At 49.1% G+C, this 16893-nt stretch carries 18 protein-coding genes; 17 read left to right on the plus strand and 1 reads right to left on the minus strand.

Features of this window, described 5'->3' with window-relative positions; genetic code table 11:
- The first annotated feature begins 115 nt into the window (after positions 1-115).
- From QMG93_RS14285 to cntE, 17 genes are all read left to right on the plus strand, one after another.
- Positions 116-982 carry a carbohydrate ABC transporter permease gene (locus tag QMG93_RS14285; RefSeq protein ID WP_281937486.1) on the plus strand — a complete coding sequence of 289 codons (867 nt, stop codon included), beginning with the start codon at positions 116-118 and terminating at the stop codon, positions 980-982.
- On the plus strand, positions 979-1797 hold the full coding sequence (locus QMG93_RS14290; protein WP_281937488.1) for a carbohydrate ABC transporter permease: 819 nt from the start codon (positions 979-981) through the stop codon (positions 1795-1797). Before QMG93_RS14285 ends, QMG93_RS14290 begins: the two co-directional genes overlap by 4 nt.
- Positions 1798-1839: 42 nt before the next feature.
- On the plus strand, positions 1840-3180 hold the full coding sequence (locus QMG93_RS14295; protein ID WP_281937490.1) for an ABC transporter substrate-binding protein: 1341 nt from the start codon (positions 1840-1842) through the stop codon (positions 3178-3180).
- Positions 3181-3265: 85 nt separating this feature from the next.
- Positions 3266-3973 (plus strand): glycerophosphodiester phosphodiesterase, encoded by a 708-nt coding sequence (locus QMG93_RS14300; protein ID WP_281937492.1) that lies wholly within the window; start codon positions 3266-3268, stop codon positions 3971-3973.
- Between the two features lie 82 nt (positions 3974-4055).
- On the plus strand, positions 4056-4379 hold the full coding sequence (locus tag QMG93_RS14305) for a DMT family transporter (protein WP_281937494.1): 324 nt from the start codon (positions 4056-4058) through the stop codon (positions 4377-4379).
- Positions 4380-4395: 16 nt separating this feature from the next.
- On the plus strand, positions 4396-5079 hold the full coding sequence (locus tag QMG93_RS14310; protein WP_281937497.1) for an MgtC/SapB family protein: 684 nt from the start codon (positions 4396-4398) through the stop codon (positions 5077-5079).
- A 91-nt stretch (positions 5080-5170) separates the two neighbouring features.
- Complete coding sequence (locus QMG93_RS14315) at positions 5171-5734, plus strand: glycerol-3-phosphate responsive antiterminator (protein WP_281937500.1); 564 nt, start codon at positions 5171-5173, stop codon at positions 5732-5734.
- Between the two features lie 314 nt (positions 5735-6048).
- Positions 6049-6483 carry an SRPBCC family protein gene (locus tag QMG93_RS14320; RefSeq protein WP_281937502.1) on the plus strand — a complete coding sequence of 145 codons (435 nt, stop codon included), beginning with the start codon at positions 6049-6051 and terminating at the stop codon, positions 6481-6483.
- Positions 6484-6701: 218 nt separating this feature from the next.
- Positions 6702-7535 (plus strand): diaminopimelate epimerase, encoded by an 834-nt coding sequence (locus QMG93_RS14325; protein WP_281937504.1) that lies wholly within the window; start codon positions 6702-6704, stop codon positions 7533-7535.
- 24 nt (positions 7536-7559) lie between these two features.
- The gene (locus QMG93_RS14330) at positions 7560-8354 is read left to right on the plus strand and encodes an SAM-dependent methyltransferase (RefSeq protein WP_281937506.1); all 795 of its coding nucleotides are present in this window, start codon (positions 7560-7562) and stop codon (positions 8352-8354) included.
- A gap of 36 nt (positions 8355-8390) precedes the next feature.
- Positions 8391-9707, plus strand: coding sequence for an opine metallophore biosynthesis dehydrogenase (locus QMG93_RS14335; RefSeq protein ID WP_281937664.1), 1317 nt, complete (start codon positions 8391-8393; stop codon positions 9705-9707).
- A gap of 23 nt (positions 9708-9730) precedes the next feature.
- Positions 9731-11335: a staphylopine-dependent metal ABC transporter substrate-binding lipoprotein gene (cntA, locus tag QMG93_RS14340; RefSeq protein ID WP_413789296.1), complete on the plus strand. Its 1605-nt coding sequence runs from the start codon at positions 9731-9733 to the stop codon at positions 11333-11335.
- Positions 11336-11388: 53 nt separating this feature from the next.
- Positions 11389-12321, plus strand: a complete 933-nt coding sequence (gene opp1B, locus QMG93_RS14345; protein WP_281937508.1) for a nickel/cobalt ABC transporter permease — start codon at positions 11389-11391, stop codon at positions 12319-12321.
- On the plus strand, positions 12322-13182 hold the full coding sequence (cntC, locus tag QMG93_RS14350) for a staphylopine uptake ABC transporter permease subunit CntC (RefSeq protein ID WP_281937510.1): 861 nt from the start codon (positions 12322-12324) through the stop codon (positions 13180-13182).
- A gap of 7 nt (positions 13183-13189) precedes the next feature.
- A complete protein-coding gene (gene cntD / locus QMG93_RS14355; protein WP_281937513.1) occupies positions 13190-13996 on the plus strand; it encodes a staphylopine uptake ABC transporter ATP-binding protein CntD in 807 nt (268 codons plus the stop codon).
- A 2-nt stretch (positions 13997-13998) separates the two neighbouring features.
- Positions 13999-14742: an ABC transporter ATP-binding protein gene (locus QMG93_RS14360; RefSeq protein ID WP_281937515.1), complete on the plus strand. Its 744-nt coding sequence runs from the start codon at positions 13999-14001 to the stop codon at positions 14740-14742.
- 24 nt (positions 14743-14766) lie between these two features.
- On the plus strand, positions 14767-15975 hold the full coding sequence (gene cntE, locus QMG93_RS14365; RefSeq protein WP_281937517.1) for a staphylopine family metallophore export MFS transporter CntE: 1209 nt from the start codon (positions 14767-14769) through the stop codon (positions 15973-15975).
- A 141-nt stretch (positions 15976-16116) separates the two neighbouring features.
- Here cntE and QMG93_RS14370 read toward each other — a convergent pair whose 3' ends face one another.
- Positions 16117-16893 (minus strand): ABC transporter ATP-binding protein, encoded by a 777-nt coding sequence (locus QMG93_RS14370; RefSeq protein WP_281937519.1) that lies wholly within the window; start codon positions 16891-16893, stop codon positions 16117-16119.

Below are 16893 nucleotides of genomic sequence, written 5' to 3' on the forward strand. Positions count from 1 at the left end.
CGATCGGTCTTCTTTGTTTTCAACGAAAAGGAGGGGCTTTTACGAAATGGATGTACCTGTATCGCAACATGTTGTTCAAAGCGGATCTAGACCGAGGAAGGTCAAATCAAGAGCGATGGCCAACTTTGGAGTGGGCATGCTGTACTTGAGTCCCATGCTCGTGTTAATGACGGTATTCACTTTTTATCCAATCATGAAAACGCTTTATTATAGCTTCTTCGCGACGAACGCCAAGGGCGAGCCCGTATTGTTCGTAGGCTTGGACAACTACACGGACCTGCTTGCGTCGGACAGCTTCCGAACGAGCATGAAGTCGACCTTCCTGTACGTGCTGTACACGGTGCCGGTCGGTGTGGCGCTCGCCCTGTTTCTGGCCGTCATTGCCAGTGAAAAGCTGCGCGGCATCGAATTTTTCCGCGTGATCTTTTCTTCGACGATCGGCGTTTCGGTCGCTGCCGGGTCCACCATCTTCATGTTCCTGTTTCATCCGAGCGTCGGCTTTCTGAACCATGCGCTTTCCTGGTTCGGGGCGGAGCCGATCAAATGGCTGACCGATCCCCACTGGGCGCTCTTTTCGGTTGCGGTCACCTCGATCTGGATGGGCCTCGGGTTCAACTTCATCATTTTGCTCGGCGGGCTGCAGGGCATTCCGGAGGATATCTACGAAAGCGCGACGATCGACGGCGCCGACTATTGGACGCGGCTGTTCCGGATCACGCTGCCGATGGTTTCTCCAAGCCTGTTTTTCGTGATAATTGTAACCGTTATCAATTCGTTCCAGTCGTTCGGGCAGATCGATATTTTGACCCAGGGTGGACCTGCGGAATCGACCAACCTGATCGTCTACTCGATTTTCCAGAACGCATTCATTCACTACAAATTCGGCTTGGCCAGCGCGCAGGCGATTCTCCTGTTTCTCGTCGTGCTGCTCGTAACGATCGTTCAGTTCAAAGTCGGAGAAAAGAAGGTGCACTACCAATGAAATCCACGTTCAAAACCGTCATGCTGTACGTGCTGCTCGGCTTGTCAGCGCTGCTGATCTTTTTCCCGATTCTGTATGCGGTACTTGCCAGCTTCCTCAGATCGGACCAGTTGCTGGTCGGCAACATCATTCCGACATCGCTCTCCTTTGACAATTTCCTGAGGGCGATCCATACCGTGCCGCTGATGACATTTATGGCGAACAGCCTGATCGTCTCGACGACGGTCATGGTTGGACAAATCGCCGTCTGCAGCCTGGCCGCTTTTGCGATCGTGTTTATCGATTTTCGGGGCAAGCATGTTTTCTTCATGGTGCTCATCTCTACGATGATGATTCCGTGGGAAGCGATCGTGATTCCGAATTATTTGACGGTCGTGCATCTGAACTGGCTCAACACGTATCAAGGGTTGTCGGCTCCTTTCTTCGCGCTGGCTTTTGGGACGTTCCTGCTGCGGCAGCATTTCCTGACCATTCCGAAAGATTTGCAGGAGTCGGCCGAATTGGAGGGCTGCGGACGATTTCGCTTTTTCGTATCGTTCATCTTGCCCCTTTCCAAGCCGATGGTCAGCGCCTTGGGCGTGTACGGATTTTTGACGACGTGGAACATGTACCTGTGGCCGCTCCTGACGACGACGAACAACCATGTCCGCACCGTTCAGATCGGGCTCAAAATGATGATTTCCCAGGAGACGAGCACGAATTGGTCCGCCGTTATGGCGGGAGTCGTCATAGTCCTTATGCCGACCTTGCTTTTCCTCTTCCTCGGTCTGAAGCAGTTGAAACGCGGCTTGATGGCCGGGGCGGTAAAAGGATAAACCAACTAACTTGAATCCAATCGAAAAAGGGGTAAACAACGCATGAAAAAATGGATGCTTCTGCTGCTGGTGTTCGCTCTTGTCGTATCGGTTTTCGGATGTAGCAACTCCGCCGGCTCCGACGGCAAAACGGAAGCCCGCAAATCGGACGACGGTAAAATCAAGGTGACGTTCTGGCACGCGATGAGCGGCGATCTCGGGAAGCATGTGCAGACGATCGTCGATAAGTACAACGCCTCGCAAAACAAAGTGAAGGTCGAAGCCGTGTTTCAAGGCAGCTACGAGGAAGCATTGACAAAGCTGAAATCGGTAGGCGGAACGGCGGAAGCACCGACCATCGTGCAGGTCAACGAAGTCGGTACGAAATATATGATCGACAGCGGCTTTATCCAACCGGTGCAAGATTTTATGGACAAGGAAAAATACGATATTTCCCAGCTGGAGCCGGGTATTCTGAGCTACTACCAGGTAGACGGCAAGCTATATTCGCTTCCTTTCAACGCGTCAAACGCCGTTCTTTTCTACAACAAAGACAAATTCAAAGCGGCCGGGCTCAACCCGGAGCAGCCGCCGAAGACGTTCGGCGAAATTCGCGAAGCGGCCAAAAAGCTGTCCAAGGGCGATGAAAAAGGGTTTGCGATCCTCATCTACGGCTGGTTTATCGAGCAGCTTCTCGCCAACCAGGGCGCCGATTTCGTCGATCAAGGAAACGGCCGCAGCGGAACGCCGACAAAGTCGCTTATCAACGGTCCGGAAGGGCTTGCCATCTTCAAATGGCTGGACGACATGAACAAAGACGGCTCGCTCGGCAACTACGGGCGCAAATGGGATGACATTCTCGCCGCGTTCCAGGCCGGGAAAGTCGCGATGTATCTCGATACGACGGGCGATACGACCTACAACGTACAGAACGCGCCGTTTCAGGTGGGGACAGGCTATTTGCCGGTTCCGGACGGCAAGCAGCCGCAAGGCGTCGTCATCGGCGGAGCCTCGCTCTGGATGATGAAAAGCGTCGCCCAAGAGGAGAAGGACGCGGCCTGGGACTTCATGAAATTCGTCGCCAAACCGGAGACGCAAGCGGAATGGGCGTCCAATACCGGCTATTTCCCGATTACGAAGGCGGCTTACGACCAAAAAACGTTGAAAGACACGTATGCGAAATATCCGCAATTCCTGACGGCTGTCGATCAGTTGCACAACTCGAAGTCGTCGACGGCGACGCAAGGCGCGCTAATTTCTGTATTTCCGGAAGCGCGGCTTGAAGTGGCGACATCGATCGAGAAGCTGTACGGCGGGCAGGATCCCCAATCGATCGTCGACGCGCTTGCGGGCAAAATCAACAAGCTGCTGGAAGAAAGTAACAAAGTGAACGCGAAAAAATAACGAAACGACGGAGCTGTGCCGGGGGGCGTCAACTCACTGACGTCCGGACAGCCCGTCATTTTTTCAAAAACGGAGGAAATCGCGCATGATTATCGCTCACCGAGGAGCTTCGAACTATGCGCCGGAAAATACGATGGCGGCGTTTCGCCTGGCGCTGGAGATGGATAGCGACGGCATCGAGCTCGATCTGCAGCTGACGAAGGACGGACACGTCGTCATATGTCACGACGAAGAGCTGTCCCGCACGACGAACGGCAAAGGGCTGATCAAAGATTGCACGCTGGACGAGCTCAGACGGCTCGATGCCGGAAGCTGGTACGGCGAGTCGTTCGCGGGAGAACGCATTCCGACGCTGGAGGAGTTTCTGACGCTCGTATGCGACACGAAGCTGATCGTCAATCTGGAAATCAAACATATACCGTACTATTACGAAGGCATCGAAGAGAAGATCGTGCAGGCGATCCAACGGTTTGGCATGGTTGACAGGGTGATCGTTTCCTCCTTCGACCATTACGCGCTGCGCAAAACGGCGGAGCTTAATCCGGACATCGAGCTCGGCCTGCTGTTTGCGACACGGCTGATCGAGCCTTGGCGGTACGCTGCCGGATTGCCATTTGCGGTGCGCAGCATGCATCCCGACTATTCGTTCGTCGACGCGGAATATATCGCGCGCTGTCATGAATACGGCTATGCCGTTTATCCGTATACGGCCAATTCCCCTGAGTGGTACAAGGAGATGCGGCGGCTAGGACTTGACGGCGTTATTACGAATGTGCCTGATGTCATGAAATGAAGGCAACGGTTGGCCGATCCTCCCGGTCATCGGACCCGGGATGGCAAGATCCCAGCATAGTAGAGAGGAGGAGGCGGTTAGGATGAAGTGGATCTATTTGTCGCTCGCCATACTGTTCGAAGTGGCCGGTACAACAAGCATGAAGTTTTCGCAAGGATTGACGAAGCCCGTCCCTTCGATTTTGATGTTCGTGTTTTACAGCCTAGCGTTTTCGATTCTCAGTTTGGCTTTGAAAAAACTCGAGGTCGGGACGGCGTACGCGATATGGTCCGGCGTTGGCACGGCGCTGATCGTTTCCATCGGGATCATGTTTTTCGATGAGGTGTTTACCATCCGGAAAATGATGTTTATCGGCCTCATCATCGTCGGGGTGATCGGTCTGAATATGAGCGGAACGGCCCACTAGGCAAGGAGGAAACGGGATGCCCTACGATCCGTTACTGAAACTGTTCATCGCATTGCTTTTGGGCTTGCTGATCGGCATCGACCGCCAGCTCAAGCATAAGCCGCTCGGGCTTAAAACGAGCATGGTCATCTCGGTGGCCAGTTGCCTGATCACGATCGTTTCGATCCAATCGGTGCAAAAATTTTCGGTTCCCGGCCATACGAACATGGATCCGCTGCGGCTTGCAGCCCAAATCGTCAGCGGCGTCGGTTTCATCGGCGCGGGCGTCATTTTGCGGCGAAGCAACGACGTCATCTCCGGTCTGACGACAGCGGCTATGGTATGGGCGGCTTCGGGCTTGGGAATCGCGACGGGCGCGGGCTTCTACGAGGAAGCGCTGTCCGCGGTTTTGCTCATTATTGCGGCCGTAAACCTGCTTCCGGAGTTCATCAAGCTGCTCGGTCCGCGCAAACTGCGGGAGCGCGACTGGTCGGTGACGATTGTCGTCCGCAACAACCGGGAAATGTCCCGGCTGATTGACGAGTTCGAATCGCAGGGCATGAAAGTGAAGCATATGAAAATCAAAGATATCGGCGAAGACGGGCAGCAGGTCCAGATGGTCGTTTCTGCTCCGGAGAAACGGAGAACGGCGTCGATCTATTATGCCGTTAAACAATTGAATCACGTGTTTGCCGTTGAAGTGGAAAACATCAGCTCGTGAGGCGCGTGAATGGCATCGTGAACGGTCATTTCGGCATTGGGGATATTCAGTTCTCATCATCAACATTTGACGATAAAGGAGGGGGTCCGACATGCGTACAATCAGCCAGCCCGTTATTCCAGCCGTCAGGCATCTGAAAGACTTCGAAGAGCTGCTGCAATCGAATCACGAATATTTGATTTTGCTGGATGCGCATCTGGCACGCGTGAAATCGATCGTTCGGCAGGCGGAACAGTTCGGCAAGAAGATGATCCTGCATGTCGATCTGATCGAGGGATTGAAGGCGGACGAGCATGCGGTCGAATTTTTGGCGCAAGAGGTGAAGCCGGCGGGCATCATTTCAACCCGGAGTCAAGTCGTGCAGGCCGCCAAAAAGAAAAAGCTGATCGCCATTCAGCGGATTTTCATGCTTGATATGATCGCGTTGGAAATGAGTCTGCAGCAATTGGAGAAGACGAACCCCGATTACGCGGAGGTGCTTCCCGGGAGCGTCCCTTCCCATATTTTGAAGCATGTGGTCTCTAAAGCGGGAGTGCCCATATGGGCCGGAGGCTTGCTGCAGGAAGCCTCGGAAGTGCGCAACGCGCTTGACGCCGGAGTGTCGGCGGTCACCACATCGGCCAAGACCTTATGGCGGCTCGGGAACGCGGTTTAGGTTCGCAGCGAAGAGGGTTGAGGAGCAAGGTAAACTACCTTTGGAGTTTATCAGGACATAAGGGATCTTACGAAAGAGTACGAAGGAGCTACCCGGGACTATCGGGGTAGAGCCACCACAGCCTTAAGCGAAGGCGTTATGATGTATTTCATCTGAATCGAAGAATCGGTGCAGTTGACTGGAAGTGAGTCCGGTCATCCAACACTTCCTTCATCACATTCCTTAAAGTTAGCAAGTGAAAAGAAATCCAGCTGCCACTTACATGCTATAATAGTTGTAAGTAAAATAGAATAACCATTTATGGAGGATATGTAATGGGAACAGGTAAACCGGTAATGATAACAGTAGAAGCCATCGTTCATTCTCCCGTCGAAAGCGTGTGGCAGTATTGGACGGATCCGAAGCATATCACGCAATGGAATAAGGCTTCCGATGACTGGCACACGCCCTTCGCCGAGAATGACCTGAAGGTCGGCGGGAAATTCGTCTCGAGAATGGAAGCCAAAGACGGCAGCTTTGGATTTGATTTCGGCGGAGTATACGACGAGGTGAGCATCAACGAGAGCATCTCCTATACGATCGCCGACGGTAGAAAAGTGAAGATCGCCTTTATTCGCCAAGACAACGATACGAAAATCGTCGAATCGTTCGAAGCGGAAGAGACCAACGCCATCGAGATGCAACAAGCCGGATGGCAAGCAATTTTAGATAATTTCAAAAAATATGTGGAAAATGTTAAAGAACAATAAAAACTTCTCAGAAGCGCATGCCGATGGTCGGCATGCGCTTTGCTATGTCCCCGGCATAGGCAACGACTCGCGAACGATACAAAAAAGCAGAATGAGTATTGACGCTGTCTTGCATTATAGGTATAATCTTCCTTGAATCATTAATAGTAATTATTACAAATTAAGCTGACGGAGCAATAGAAACGCTACATCAAAATGATAGCCAGAGGATAGTTGCGATGAGACAGGAAATCGACTTTATAAAATTTAACCCTACGCAAAATATGACGGTTCTTGTTAAAACGAATCATCCGGTTGAAGAGCATGAGCACATTGCTTCAAAGCTTATGTCTTACGACAACGTGTATGCCGAACAAGTAGGGTTTATTGAACAACCGGTTAAACATGCTGCTGCTGCTCGTCTGCAAATGGCCGGAGGCGAATTTTGCGGGAATGCGTGCATGGCACTGGCCGCTTTTATTGCAGCCGAAGAAGGACTTAAGCCTAATGATGTGACAAAAATCGTATTAGAAGCTTCGGGAACGGATCATTTCGTCATGTGTCAAGTGAGAAGAACTGCAGACGAATATGTTTGTCAAGTGACGATGCCTCTTCCGAAAAAGATAGAACGGACAACCATAACGTATGATGGTCACGATTTGGATATCGTGATTGTGAGATATCACGATTATATTCATATCGTCATTGAAGTGGAGCAATTCCATCAAACGGTGAGAAAAACGGCGCAAGCTTTAGCCAAGTTGCTTGGAGTAACTTTAGGGTCCAGCTTGATCGGCATTTTATTGTATAAGTCCGGCCCGGATGAAATGGCACCGCTCATTTATGTACCGTCTCTGGACAGTATGGTATGGGAAAGGGGGTGCGGTTCGGGTACAGCTTCTTTAGGAGCCTATCTGGCTTGGAAAAATAAAGGGGCCGTTGCTGCGCAAATCAGGCAGCCCGGCGGCACGATTCGCGTGACTGCCGATTGGGATCAAGAAGAATTGACGAGTCTGGCCATTGAAGGCTCGGTCGGAATCGTAGCGCAAGGTAAAGCCTTTATAGAGATTTAGCCACTTACATAGGGAGAGAAACGAATGAATGCGACGGAAAACTTACAGTTACATTTGACGGAATATTCCGAAAATTTTATCGAGCTCGCGGGGAAATATGACCGTACCATCCATCATAGCTCAGAGTTGGAGAAGATCATTAATGATTATTCCAATTTCATAACCAACGAGAGGAATAAAGAAGCTTGGGATCAACTGGAACAGCAAGAGCCCGGCGGATTTCAACAACTGGTGGAGGCTGTGAGAAAAAACTCGGCCCTTTGCGTTGCGATTATGGAGAAATACCGCGCACTGAAGCTGCTGGACGGGCAGGCCGGGATCACCGATTATTTCAAAAATATCGAAGCCTGCATTGAACAAGAATTTGGCAGTTTTCAAGTGACTTCCGAATCCAAAGTATTGCTGATAGGCTCAGGTTCGTTTCCGATGACGCCGTTACTCATTGCCAAGCGGACAGGAGCAGAGGTGGTGGGCATCGACATTGACGATGAGGCGATCGAACTCGGATCACGAGTTGTCGGTGCATTGGGAAAAGGATTGAAGATCAGATTGGAAAACACGTTCGTCGAAAATCTTGATTTTACGAAAGACGCGACCCATATCATCTTTAGTTCGACGGTTGAAAATAAATACGACCTGTTGGATCAATTACATGCGTTAACCAATGAACATGTGATTGTGGCGATGAGATATGGCGATCGGTTGAAGTCTTTGTTCAATTACCCGAGGAGAGCAGTGGACGGGCGGAAGTGGGAGGCGGTTGAAACCGTACTGCGTCCGGATCATGTGTTCGATATTGCATTGTATGCCAAAGCTTAAACTACTTTTTTTGCAGCAAAGGAGCTTGGATGAATGATGAGCGATTTTAGGCGAGTGTTAGTGTTGGGAACGGGTCCTGTATCGATTCAACTTGCCGTTATTTTAAAAAATCGGTTGAATGGCTGCGTAGGCATCGTCGGGAGACAATCCGTCCGTTCGGAATCGTTTTTTACCGCCCTTCAGCAAAATAACCGTTTCATTCGCGCAGACATTCAAAATGAAAAGCACCGGGCAATGAAAGGCGAATGCTTCGTCGATCACGTTTTTCACGGGTACAGAACCATTACGGGGGAATGGGATACCTTGATTTTGTCCGTCACAACGGATGCCTATATCGGGGTTTTAAAGCAAATCGATGAGCAGCTTTTAAAACAAATCAAGTGTATCGTTCTGGTCTCTCCGACGTTCGGTTCTAACAGCTTAATCCGCAATTACATGCACGGCCTTGATTCGGACGCGGAAATCATCAGTTTTTCGACGTACTTGGGCGATACGCGGTGGATGCATGACAGACCGTCCAATCATGTCATCACAACGGCGGTCAAGAAAAAGCTTTTTATCGGCTCGACGCGGCATCCGTCCCGGAATGTCGAAACGCTTTGCGAGCTATACGAACAATTGGGCATCGCTCTGGAAGTCATGCCAGCTCCCCTAGACGCGGAAACAAGAAATATATCGCTCTACGTTCACCCGCCGTTGTTTATGAACGATTTTTCGCTCAGCGTCATATTTGGAGAAGTCCGGACCAAGAAGTATGTGTATAAAATGTATCCTGAAGGACCCATCACACAATACTTGATTCGCGATATGCTAGCCCAATGGAAAGAGATTACGGATATGATCGAAACCATGAATATGAAAGGCATTAATCTGCTTAAATTTATGACGGATGACAACTATCCGGTGAGATTAGAGAGCTTATCGCGTCATGATATCGACAATTTCAACGATCTGGAGACGATACATCAACAATATTTATTGTATATTCGTTATACCTCGCTGTTGATCGACCCGTTCTCCGAGCCGGATCAGGAGGGCAAATATTTCGACTTTTCCGCAGTTCCCATTCGAACCCTATTTGTCAACAGGGAAGGGGAGTGGGACATCCCAAGAATGCCGAAGGAAGACTATTACCGGATCAAGATCATCCAAGGAATCGCAAAATATGTAGGCTCGAAGTGCCCCACCATAGACAAGTTCATTCGGACCTACGAAAGCAAAATTGAACAGGCCGCGCAAGCTCATCAAGGCGAACGGTTGTCCGATGCCTTTGTCGTCCGGAGCTTTGCCGAGGATTTGCAGATGATATGCAGCGAAATCGGAAAAAGCATGGGAATCCAAGCGTTGAAATAGCCGTTATTGTAGGGGGAAACAAAGTGGAAATCAGAAAGCTGTTTTTTTTAATCGTCGTTATGTATGCCATGCTCCTTGCCGGCTGCAGCGACGGAAAAGAAGCGCACACGGGTTCGGACCATACCGGCAAGGAGTTAGTGTATGCAACCGCCAAAGATATAAACGACATGAATCCTCATTTATACGCAGGTTCTATGCCGGCCCAAGGAATGGTGTACGAATCGCTGGTTGAAAATACGAAAGATGGGATAAAACCATGGCTTGCCGAATCGTGGGAAATTTCGAAGGATGGAAAAGTATACACCTTTCATCTGAGAAAAGATGTGAAATTCCATGACGGGGAGCCGTTTAACGCCGAAGCGGTGAAGAAAAATATCGATGCCGTACAGCATAATGCCAAAAAGCATTCCTGGATCAAGCTGTCGACAAAAATAGCGAGCTGCCATGTCAAAGACGAGTATACGGTTGAATTGGTCTTATCCGAGCCCTATTACCCGACATTGCTTGAATTGTCGATGACCCGGCCTTACGTATTCATCTCGCCCAAAAATTTGATCAACGGGGAAACAAAAGACGGCGTAAATGGCTACAAAGGAACGGGACCCTATATTCTCACGGAACATAAAGTCGACCAATATGCCGCTTTTGAAGCAAATGAGAGCTACTGGGGCGGCCCGCCGAAAGTGAAGAAAATTATGGCCAAAGTTCTTCCGGCGGGAGAGACGACCTTTTTAGCTTTGCAAAAGGGAGAAGTGAACTTTGTATTTACGGATGATCGGGGGACCGACAGTCTCGATGTGGAAGCTATGAATACGCTGGTGAATTCAGGCAAGTACCAGATGGTAAGAAGCGAAGCGATGAATACGAAAGTGATCGTAGCCAATAGCGGTAAAGCCGATCATCCGGTACATGAAACCGCCGTTCGCGAAGCGATTTGGTATTCGATCGATAGAGACACCATCAGCAAGCAAATTTTTAACGGTGTTGAAGCGCCGGCTCATACGTTATTTTCGCCCAACGTCCATTATGCGAACGTCGATTTGAAGAAACGGGGCTTTGATTTGGACAAGGCCAAGAACATTCTGGAAGAAGCGGGCTGGCGTTTGGAGAACGGCAGCGCAGTCCGAACGAAAAACGGAAGCAAATTGTCCATGAAGCTGTACTACGATGTCAATTCTTCTTCCCAAAAATCGCAGGCGGAATTTATTCAAAATTCGTTAAAAAAGATAGGGGTCCAACTGGACCTAGTCGGCGAGGAGTCGACATCCATCGCCAAGAGAAGATCAACCGGCGACTACGATTTGTTATTTAATCAAACGTGGGGACTTGCGTACGATCCGCAAAATACAATCTCCGCTTTTACGTCCGAATCTTCTTATTTACATACGACAAAAGGCATGGCGAAAGCGGACGAGCTTTACAAGAAAATCGATGAAGTCATGGTATCTGCGAACGAGGAAACAAGAAAATCGTTGTATGCGGATATTTTAACCATGGTTCATGACGAAGCCGTCTTTATTCCAATTACCAATGGAAGTGTGACTGTCGTTGCTCCAAAGCATTTAAAGGGCATCTCGTTTAAGCAAACGCAGTATGAGCTGCCTTTTGAGCAAATGCACTTTGAGTAGAGGATAAAAGGGGATGCTCTCCCCTTTTTATTTATGAGCAGAGGAGATTTTCGATGGGAAGTTACATCGTGAAAAGGTTGTGCCTGTCCGTTCCATTGCTTGTAGTCATTTCGTTTATGACGTTTGTTCTGGTCAATTTATCTCCTATGGACCCGGCCGAAGTGGTGCTGCAAGCGCAGGGTGTTCCCACAATCACGGATGAATTAATTGCGCAGACGAAAGAAAAGCTGGGGCTGGATAAGCCCTTCCTGATACGCTATCTCGATTGGATCACGGCATGCTTGCAGTTGGATTTCGGGCATTCCTATGTCACGGGAAAACCGGTCTGGTCATTGCTTGGCCCGGCATTTCTGAATACGTTAAAGCTAACGTTAGTTTCCGTAGTTGTCATTATTGCGCTTTCTATTGGGCTAGGCGTGATCTGTGCGATGAAAGAAGGGAAAATGACGGATAAGTCGGTCAGAGGCGTTTCCTTTTTCCTCACGGCCATGCCGTCCTATGGGCTTGCGGCGATATTGATTTGGTATTTTTCCGTGAAGTTGGATTTGCTGCCCACCAGCGGGATGGATTCATACAAAAGCTATGTTTTACCGGTTATTGTGATCGCCGTCGGTTATGCAGGCATTTATTTCAGAATCGTCAGAAGCTCGATGTTAAGCCAGTTAAATGAAGACTATGTTCTGTACGGGAGAGCATGCGGCTTGCCGGAGAACAAAATTACGATGCATATTTTAAGAAATTCGTTGCAGGTCGCCATTTCCGTCTTTTGTATGGCGATCCCCATGATATTGGGAAGTACGGTCGTGGTAGAAAATGTTTTTGCATGGCCGGGGCTGGGGAGTCTGAGCGTTAAAGCGATTCTTGGCCGAGATTTTCCGATAATTCAGGCGTACGTTCTTGTCTTGGCGGCGGCTTTTGTTTTGTTTAACACCCTGTCGGATATTATGAATGCGGCGATGAACCCCAGATTAAGAAAGGATCTCTAAATGACACTATTCAAACATTTACTTAAAGATAAGTTAGCCGCATTATCTTTAGGCGTCATTGTTATAACCATTGTGGTTGGTATAGGAGCCCCATTATTCGCGCCGCATGATCCGGAGGAGGTCAACATGGAACTCCGGTATGCAGCTTCATCGTGGGAATATCTGTTAGGCAACGATCACCTGGGGAGATGTATTTTATCCAGATTAATTTATGGAATTCGCCCCAGCGTGTTATGGGTGTTCGTGGCATTGGTCCTGTGTATTTTGATCGGGGCTGTTCTGGGGTTTATAGCGGGTTATTTTAGAGGCAAAACGGATGCCGTTGTGATGAGAATTTGCGATACGATGCTTTCTTTTCCAGGATATGTGATGACCTTGGCGGTCGTCGGGATTTTAGGCGTGGGACTTGAGAATATATTGATTGCCTTGGTGTTGATGAAATGGGCGTGGTTTGCCCGGGTAATCAGAACGTCCGTTATGCAATATGCCGAATCGGAATATGTCAAGTTCTCCAAAGCATCGGGTGTCCGCGATATCCAAATTATTTATAGACACCTTGTTCCTGTTACATTTGCCGAGATTGCCGTCATATCAAGCGGTTCTTTCGGTTCGACGATTTTGCAAGTATCGGGATTTTCGTTCCTCGGGTTAGGCGTTCAAGCTCCTGCTGCCGAATGGGGCATGATGTTGAACGAGGCAAGGGAAGTCATGTTTTCAAGACCGGAGCTCATGTTAGCCCCGGGGTTAGCCATCATTGTGGTCGTATCGGCGATCAATTTTTTGTCAGATGCACTCCAGGTTGCTTTGGACCCTAAATTAAGAACCTCGCACAATAAGCTTCAAGGAAAAGAGGTGGCTTAGCCGGTTTATGAATATGTTGGAAGCTGCAAATTTGAAGCTATGGGATAGCGTCACCGGGAAAGTGTTGATTGCCAACAGTTCGTTCCAATTAAAACAAGGAAGCTGTCTGGCCATTGTAGGGGAAAGCGGAAGCGGGAAGTCCGTGACCTGCAGAGCGATCATGAGATTGAATAAAGCCTGGATTCGCCAATCCGGAGACGTTGTGTTCAAAGGCGAGAACTTAACCGAGCTTCCGGAAGGAGAAATGAGAAAGAAGCGGGGAAAACAGCTGTGCATGATTGTACAGAACGGCATGAGCGCATTCGATCCCTCGTGTGTCATCGGCGTTCATTTGAGAGAGACGCTTGTCGAGCATTTCGGCTGGAGTAAGAACGACATCGAAGCCAGAATGAAACAGGCGATGGAAAGCGTCATGCTGAAAAATCCGATGGAGTTGATGAATAAGTATCCGCACCAGCTATCGGGCGGAATGCTGCAGCGGGTGATGATTGCGCTGGCTATCGTATTGGAGCCGGACGTGATTATCGCTGACGAACCGACAACGGCACTGGATACCATCTCGCAATTTGAGGTGGTGGAACAATTGATTCGATTACGGGAGCGAATGGGCTGCTCGATGATCTTTGTTTCTCACGATTTAGGCGTTGTCCAAAAAATGGCCGATGAAGTTCTGGTCATGAAGGATGGAGAAATTGTGGAAAGAGGAGCCACCCAAACCATTTTCTCGGAAGCGCAGCATGAGTATACCCAACATTTGGTGTCCACTAGACTGGCGCTGAACCATCACTTTAAAAGAATCATGGGGAGGAGTTAACATTGCTGCGCATTGACGGTGTGGAAAAATCTTACCGAAAAGGCGGTTTGTTTTCCGGAGAAAGGCAAACCGTGTTAAAGAATGTCAGTTTCGAATGTATGCCTAGGGAATGTCTCGGGATTATCGGAGAAAGCGGAAGCGGCAAATCAACCTTGGGACGTTTGATCCTGGGGATTGAAAAGCCTGATCGCGGCGACATTTTTTTTGAGGGAAAGAGTGTACGGGATCGAAGGGTGAGAGTAGGCAACATCAGCGCTGTATTTCAGGATTATACTTCTTCCATTAATCCGTTTTTTACGGTGGAAGAAGCTATTAAGGAGCCTTTAACCCTGCTAGGAAAGGTTCGAACCGATGATCGAAGCAAGATGGATCGTCTGCTGCATCAAGTTGGCTTGAGTTCGTCCTATCGAACAAAATATCCTCATGAGTTGTCCGGCGGAGAGGCTCAGAGGGTGTGCATTGCGAGAGCCATCGCATCCGAACCGAAATGTATTTTATTCGATGAAGCCATCAGTTCCCTAGACGGGTCCGTTCAAATGCAAGTGCTTGAATTATTAAAGGATTTGAGAAAAATGTACAGCATGAGCTATATTTTTATCACTCACGATATTCAGGCCGCCGCCTATATTTGCGACAGAGTCGTTATTTTTAGAAACGGTCAAATCGAAGAGATGGCCCCTATTGAACAATTAAAAGACGTTCGGTCAGAGTATGCCAAAAAATTATTGCAGATGATCATGGCTTAACTGGTATTAGGAGGAGAAAACATTGTGAGCGGAGCTTTATCCTGGCCTTTTCTGCGTTTATATGTATTAACCCTGCTTTATTTTAGCGCCAATTCCATTCTGAATGTGATTATCCCGTTGCGAGGGGAATCGCTGGGAGCCAGCAATACAACGGTCGGTTTCATTATGGGGGCGTATTTATTTACGACCATGTTCTTTCGGCCGTGGGCGGGCCATATGATTCAGAAGCACGGGCCGATCCGGGTGCTGCGCATTATTCTTATGATCAACGGCTTTGCCTTAATCCTGTATACGTTTACCGGGTTGGGCGGCTTTTTGGTTGCGCGTATTTTGCAGGGCGTGTCGACCGCTTTTTTTTCAATGGCGCTGCAGATCGGCATTATTGATGCGCTGCCGGAGAAGGATCGCTCCCAAGGAATTTCTCTATACTCTTTATTCTCGTATATTCCGGGTATCATTGGTCCTCTGCTGGCGTTGGGCATTTGGCAATCGGGGGACACGAATTATTTTACCGCAGCGATGGTAACCATCGCCCTGATTACGGGGGCTTTTGGCTACAGTGCCAAAATGGAAAAAGAAGCGGCCCCGCCTGTTTCAAACCCTGCGGAGCAGAGAGCGAGTATGTTTAAGTCCTTTGGCCAGTTGGTACAAAATCCGCATTTATTTAAATGCAGCGTCTTGATGCTGGTCGCTTCCATCATATTTGGAGCGGTTACCGCCTTTATCCCGCTTTACGCGGTGCAATTAAAAAGCGGCAATGCCGGAATTTACCTCATGCTTCAGGCAGGCACCGTGGTGTTGGCTCGTTTTGTTTTAAGAAAAAAAATTCCTTCGGACGGCAAATGGCATTCGTCTTTTATCATGGGGATGATGCTCCTGCTCGCGGCAGCGGCGGAATGTGTAGGCTTTTCGATGACAGGGGGCGCTATCTTCTTCTATGCGGGCGCCATCTTAATGGGAACGGCTCAAGCACTCCTTTATCCGACGCTGACAACGTATTTGACCTTTGTCCTGCCGCAGGCGAACCGCAATGTGTTAATCGGTTTATTTATTGCCATGGCTGATTTAGGCGTTTCGCTGGGAGGCGTCGTGATGGGCCCGGTCGCGGATCTTTCCTCCTATTCCTTGATGTATACGATTTGCGCTATCTTGGGCGCGTCGATGATCGTATTTGCCTATGATCGAGACAAACGGTTGTCGGGTCCGAATGAAGAAGCGAGCTTGCCGAAGTGATAGCTTTTTCCGCTGCTCCAAATGATTGCGAACAAGTAACAGACTCCCGAATCCGAATTGTTGAAGCGAAACTTGTTATTCGAAAAACCTGTAAAGAAAGAAGCTTCCCATCCCTCTAAGGCGGGATGGGAAGCTTCAACCTCACATCAACATCATGGAATGAATCAACGGAACTCCGCTGTCCGGGTCCGGTTGAATCTTTGCACGCACGCCGAATACAGCGCCTATAGAACCTTCATTCATAACTTCATTTGGCACGCCGTACGCAAAAATGCTCCCTTTGTTCATCATGACGATTTGATCCGAATAAGACGAGGCGTGGTTTAAGTCATGCAAAACCATGACGATCGTAAGGCCGTATGTACGATTCAGTACTTTAACCAATTCCATGATTTCAAGCTGATGGCAAATATCGAGATAGGTCGTCGGTTCGTCAAGCAGAAGGATACCCGGTTGTTGAGCAAGGGCCATGGCGATCCACGCCCGCTGCCGTTCCCCTCCCGACAGCGTTGATACGGTTCTATCCTCGAGATGCTTTATCCCCGTTAAGCTTAAGGCCCAGTCCACAATGTGCAGGTCATCCTCATTCATTCTCTTCATGAGGTTTTTGTGGGGAAAGCGTCCGAATGACACGAGATTTTTGATGCTTATATCCCCGATCTGTTCATGACTCTGCATTAAGAAAGCCAGTTGTCGTGCAAATGGCTTTGCCTGCCACTGTTTGACATCTTTGCCGTCTAAATAAACGGTTCCTTCGTATCTCGGCAATTGACGTGCTAACGCCTTAAGCAAAGTACTCTTCCCGCAGCCGTTTGGTCCGATAATACTGGTCACTTGGCCCTGTTTCAATTCAAGATCAAGAGATTCAATTATCGTAGAGTCTCCATATCGGATCGCGAGATGTTCAGCCTTTAACAT

It is taken from the genome of Paenibacillus tyrphae (assembly GCF_027925525.1).
GTDB classification, from domain to species: domain Bacteria; phylum Bacillota; class Bacilli; order Paenibacillales; family NBRC-103111; genus Paenibacillus_G; species Paenibacillus_G tyrfis_B.

Bases quoted from the DNA above. Each gene is read 5' to 3' on its own strand.
- QMG93_RS14285 (WP_281937486.1), top strand. From the start codon at position 116: ATGGCCAACTTTGGAGTGGGCATGCTGTACTTGAGTCCCATGCTCGTG.
- QMG93_RS14290 (WP_281937488.1), top strand. From the start codon at position 979: ATGAAATCCACGTTCAAAACCGTCATGCTGTACGTGCTGCTCGGCTTG.
- QMG93_RS14295 (WP_281937490.1), top strand. From the start codon at position 1,840: ATGAAAAAATGGATGCTTCTGCTGCTGGTGTTCGCTCTTGTCGTATCG.
- QMG93_RS14300 (WP_281937492.1), top strand. From the start codon at position 3,266: ATGATTATCGCTCACCGAGGAGCTTCGAACTATGCGCCGGAAAATACG.
- QMG93_RS14305 (WP_281937494.1), top strand. From the start codon at position 4,056: ATGAAGTGGATCTATTTGTCGCTCGCCATACTGTTCGAAGTGGCCGGT.
- QMG93_RS14310 (WP_281937497.1), top strand. From the start codon at position 4,396: ATGCCCTACGATCCGTTACTGAAACTGTTCATCGCATTGCTTTTGGGC.
- QMG93_RS14315 (WP_281937500.1), top strand. From the start codon at position 5,171: ATGCGTACAATCAGCCAGCCCGTTATTCCAGCCGTCAGGCATCTGAAA.
- QMG93_RS14320 (WP_281937502.1), top strand. From the start codon at position 6,049: ATGGGAACAGGTAAACCGGTAATGATAACAGTAGAAGCCATCGTTCAT.
- QMG93_RS14325 (WP_281937504.1), top strand. From the start codon at position 6,702: ATGAGACAGGAAATCGACTTTATAAAATTTAACCCTACGCAAAATATG.
- QMG93_RS14330 (WP_281937506.1), top strand. From the start codon at position 7,560: ATGAATGCGACGGAAAACTTACAGTTACATTTGACGGAATATTCCGAA.
- QMG93_RS14335 (WP_281937664.1), top strand. From the start codon at position 8,391: ATGAGCGATTTTAGGCGAGTGTTAGTGTTGGGAACGGGTCCTGTATCG.
- opp1B (WP_281937508.1), top strand. From the start codon at position 11,389: ATGGGAAGTTACATCGTGAAAAGGTTGTGCCTGTCCGTTCCATTGCTT.
- cntC (WP_281937510.1), top strand. From the start codon at position 12,322: ATGACACTATTCAAACATTTACTTAAAGATAAGTTAGCCGCATTATCT.
- cntD (WP_281937513.1), top strand. From the start codon at position 13,190: ATGAATATGTTGGAAGCTGCAAATTTGAAGCTATGGGATAGCGTCACC.
- QMG93_RS14370 (WP_281937519.1), bottom strand. From the start codon at position 16,893: ATGTTAAAGGCTGAACATCTCGCGATCCGATATGGAGACTCTACGATA.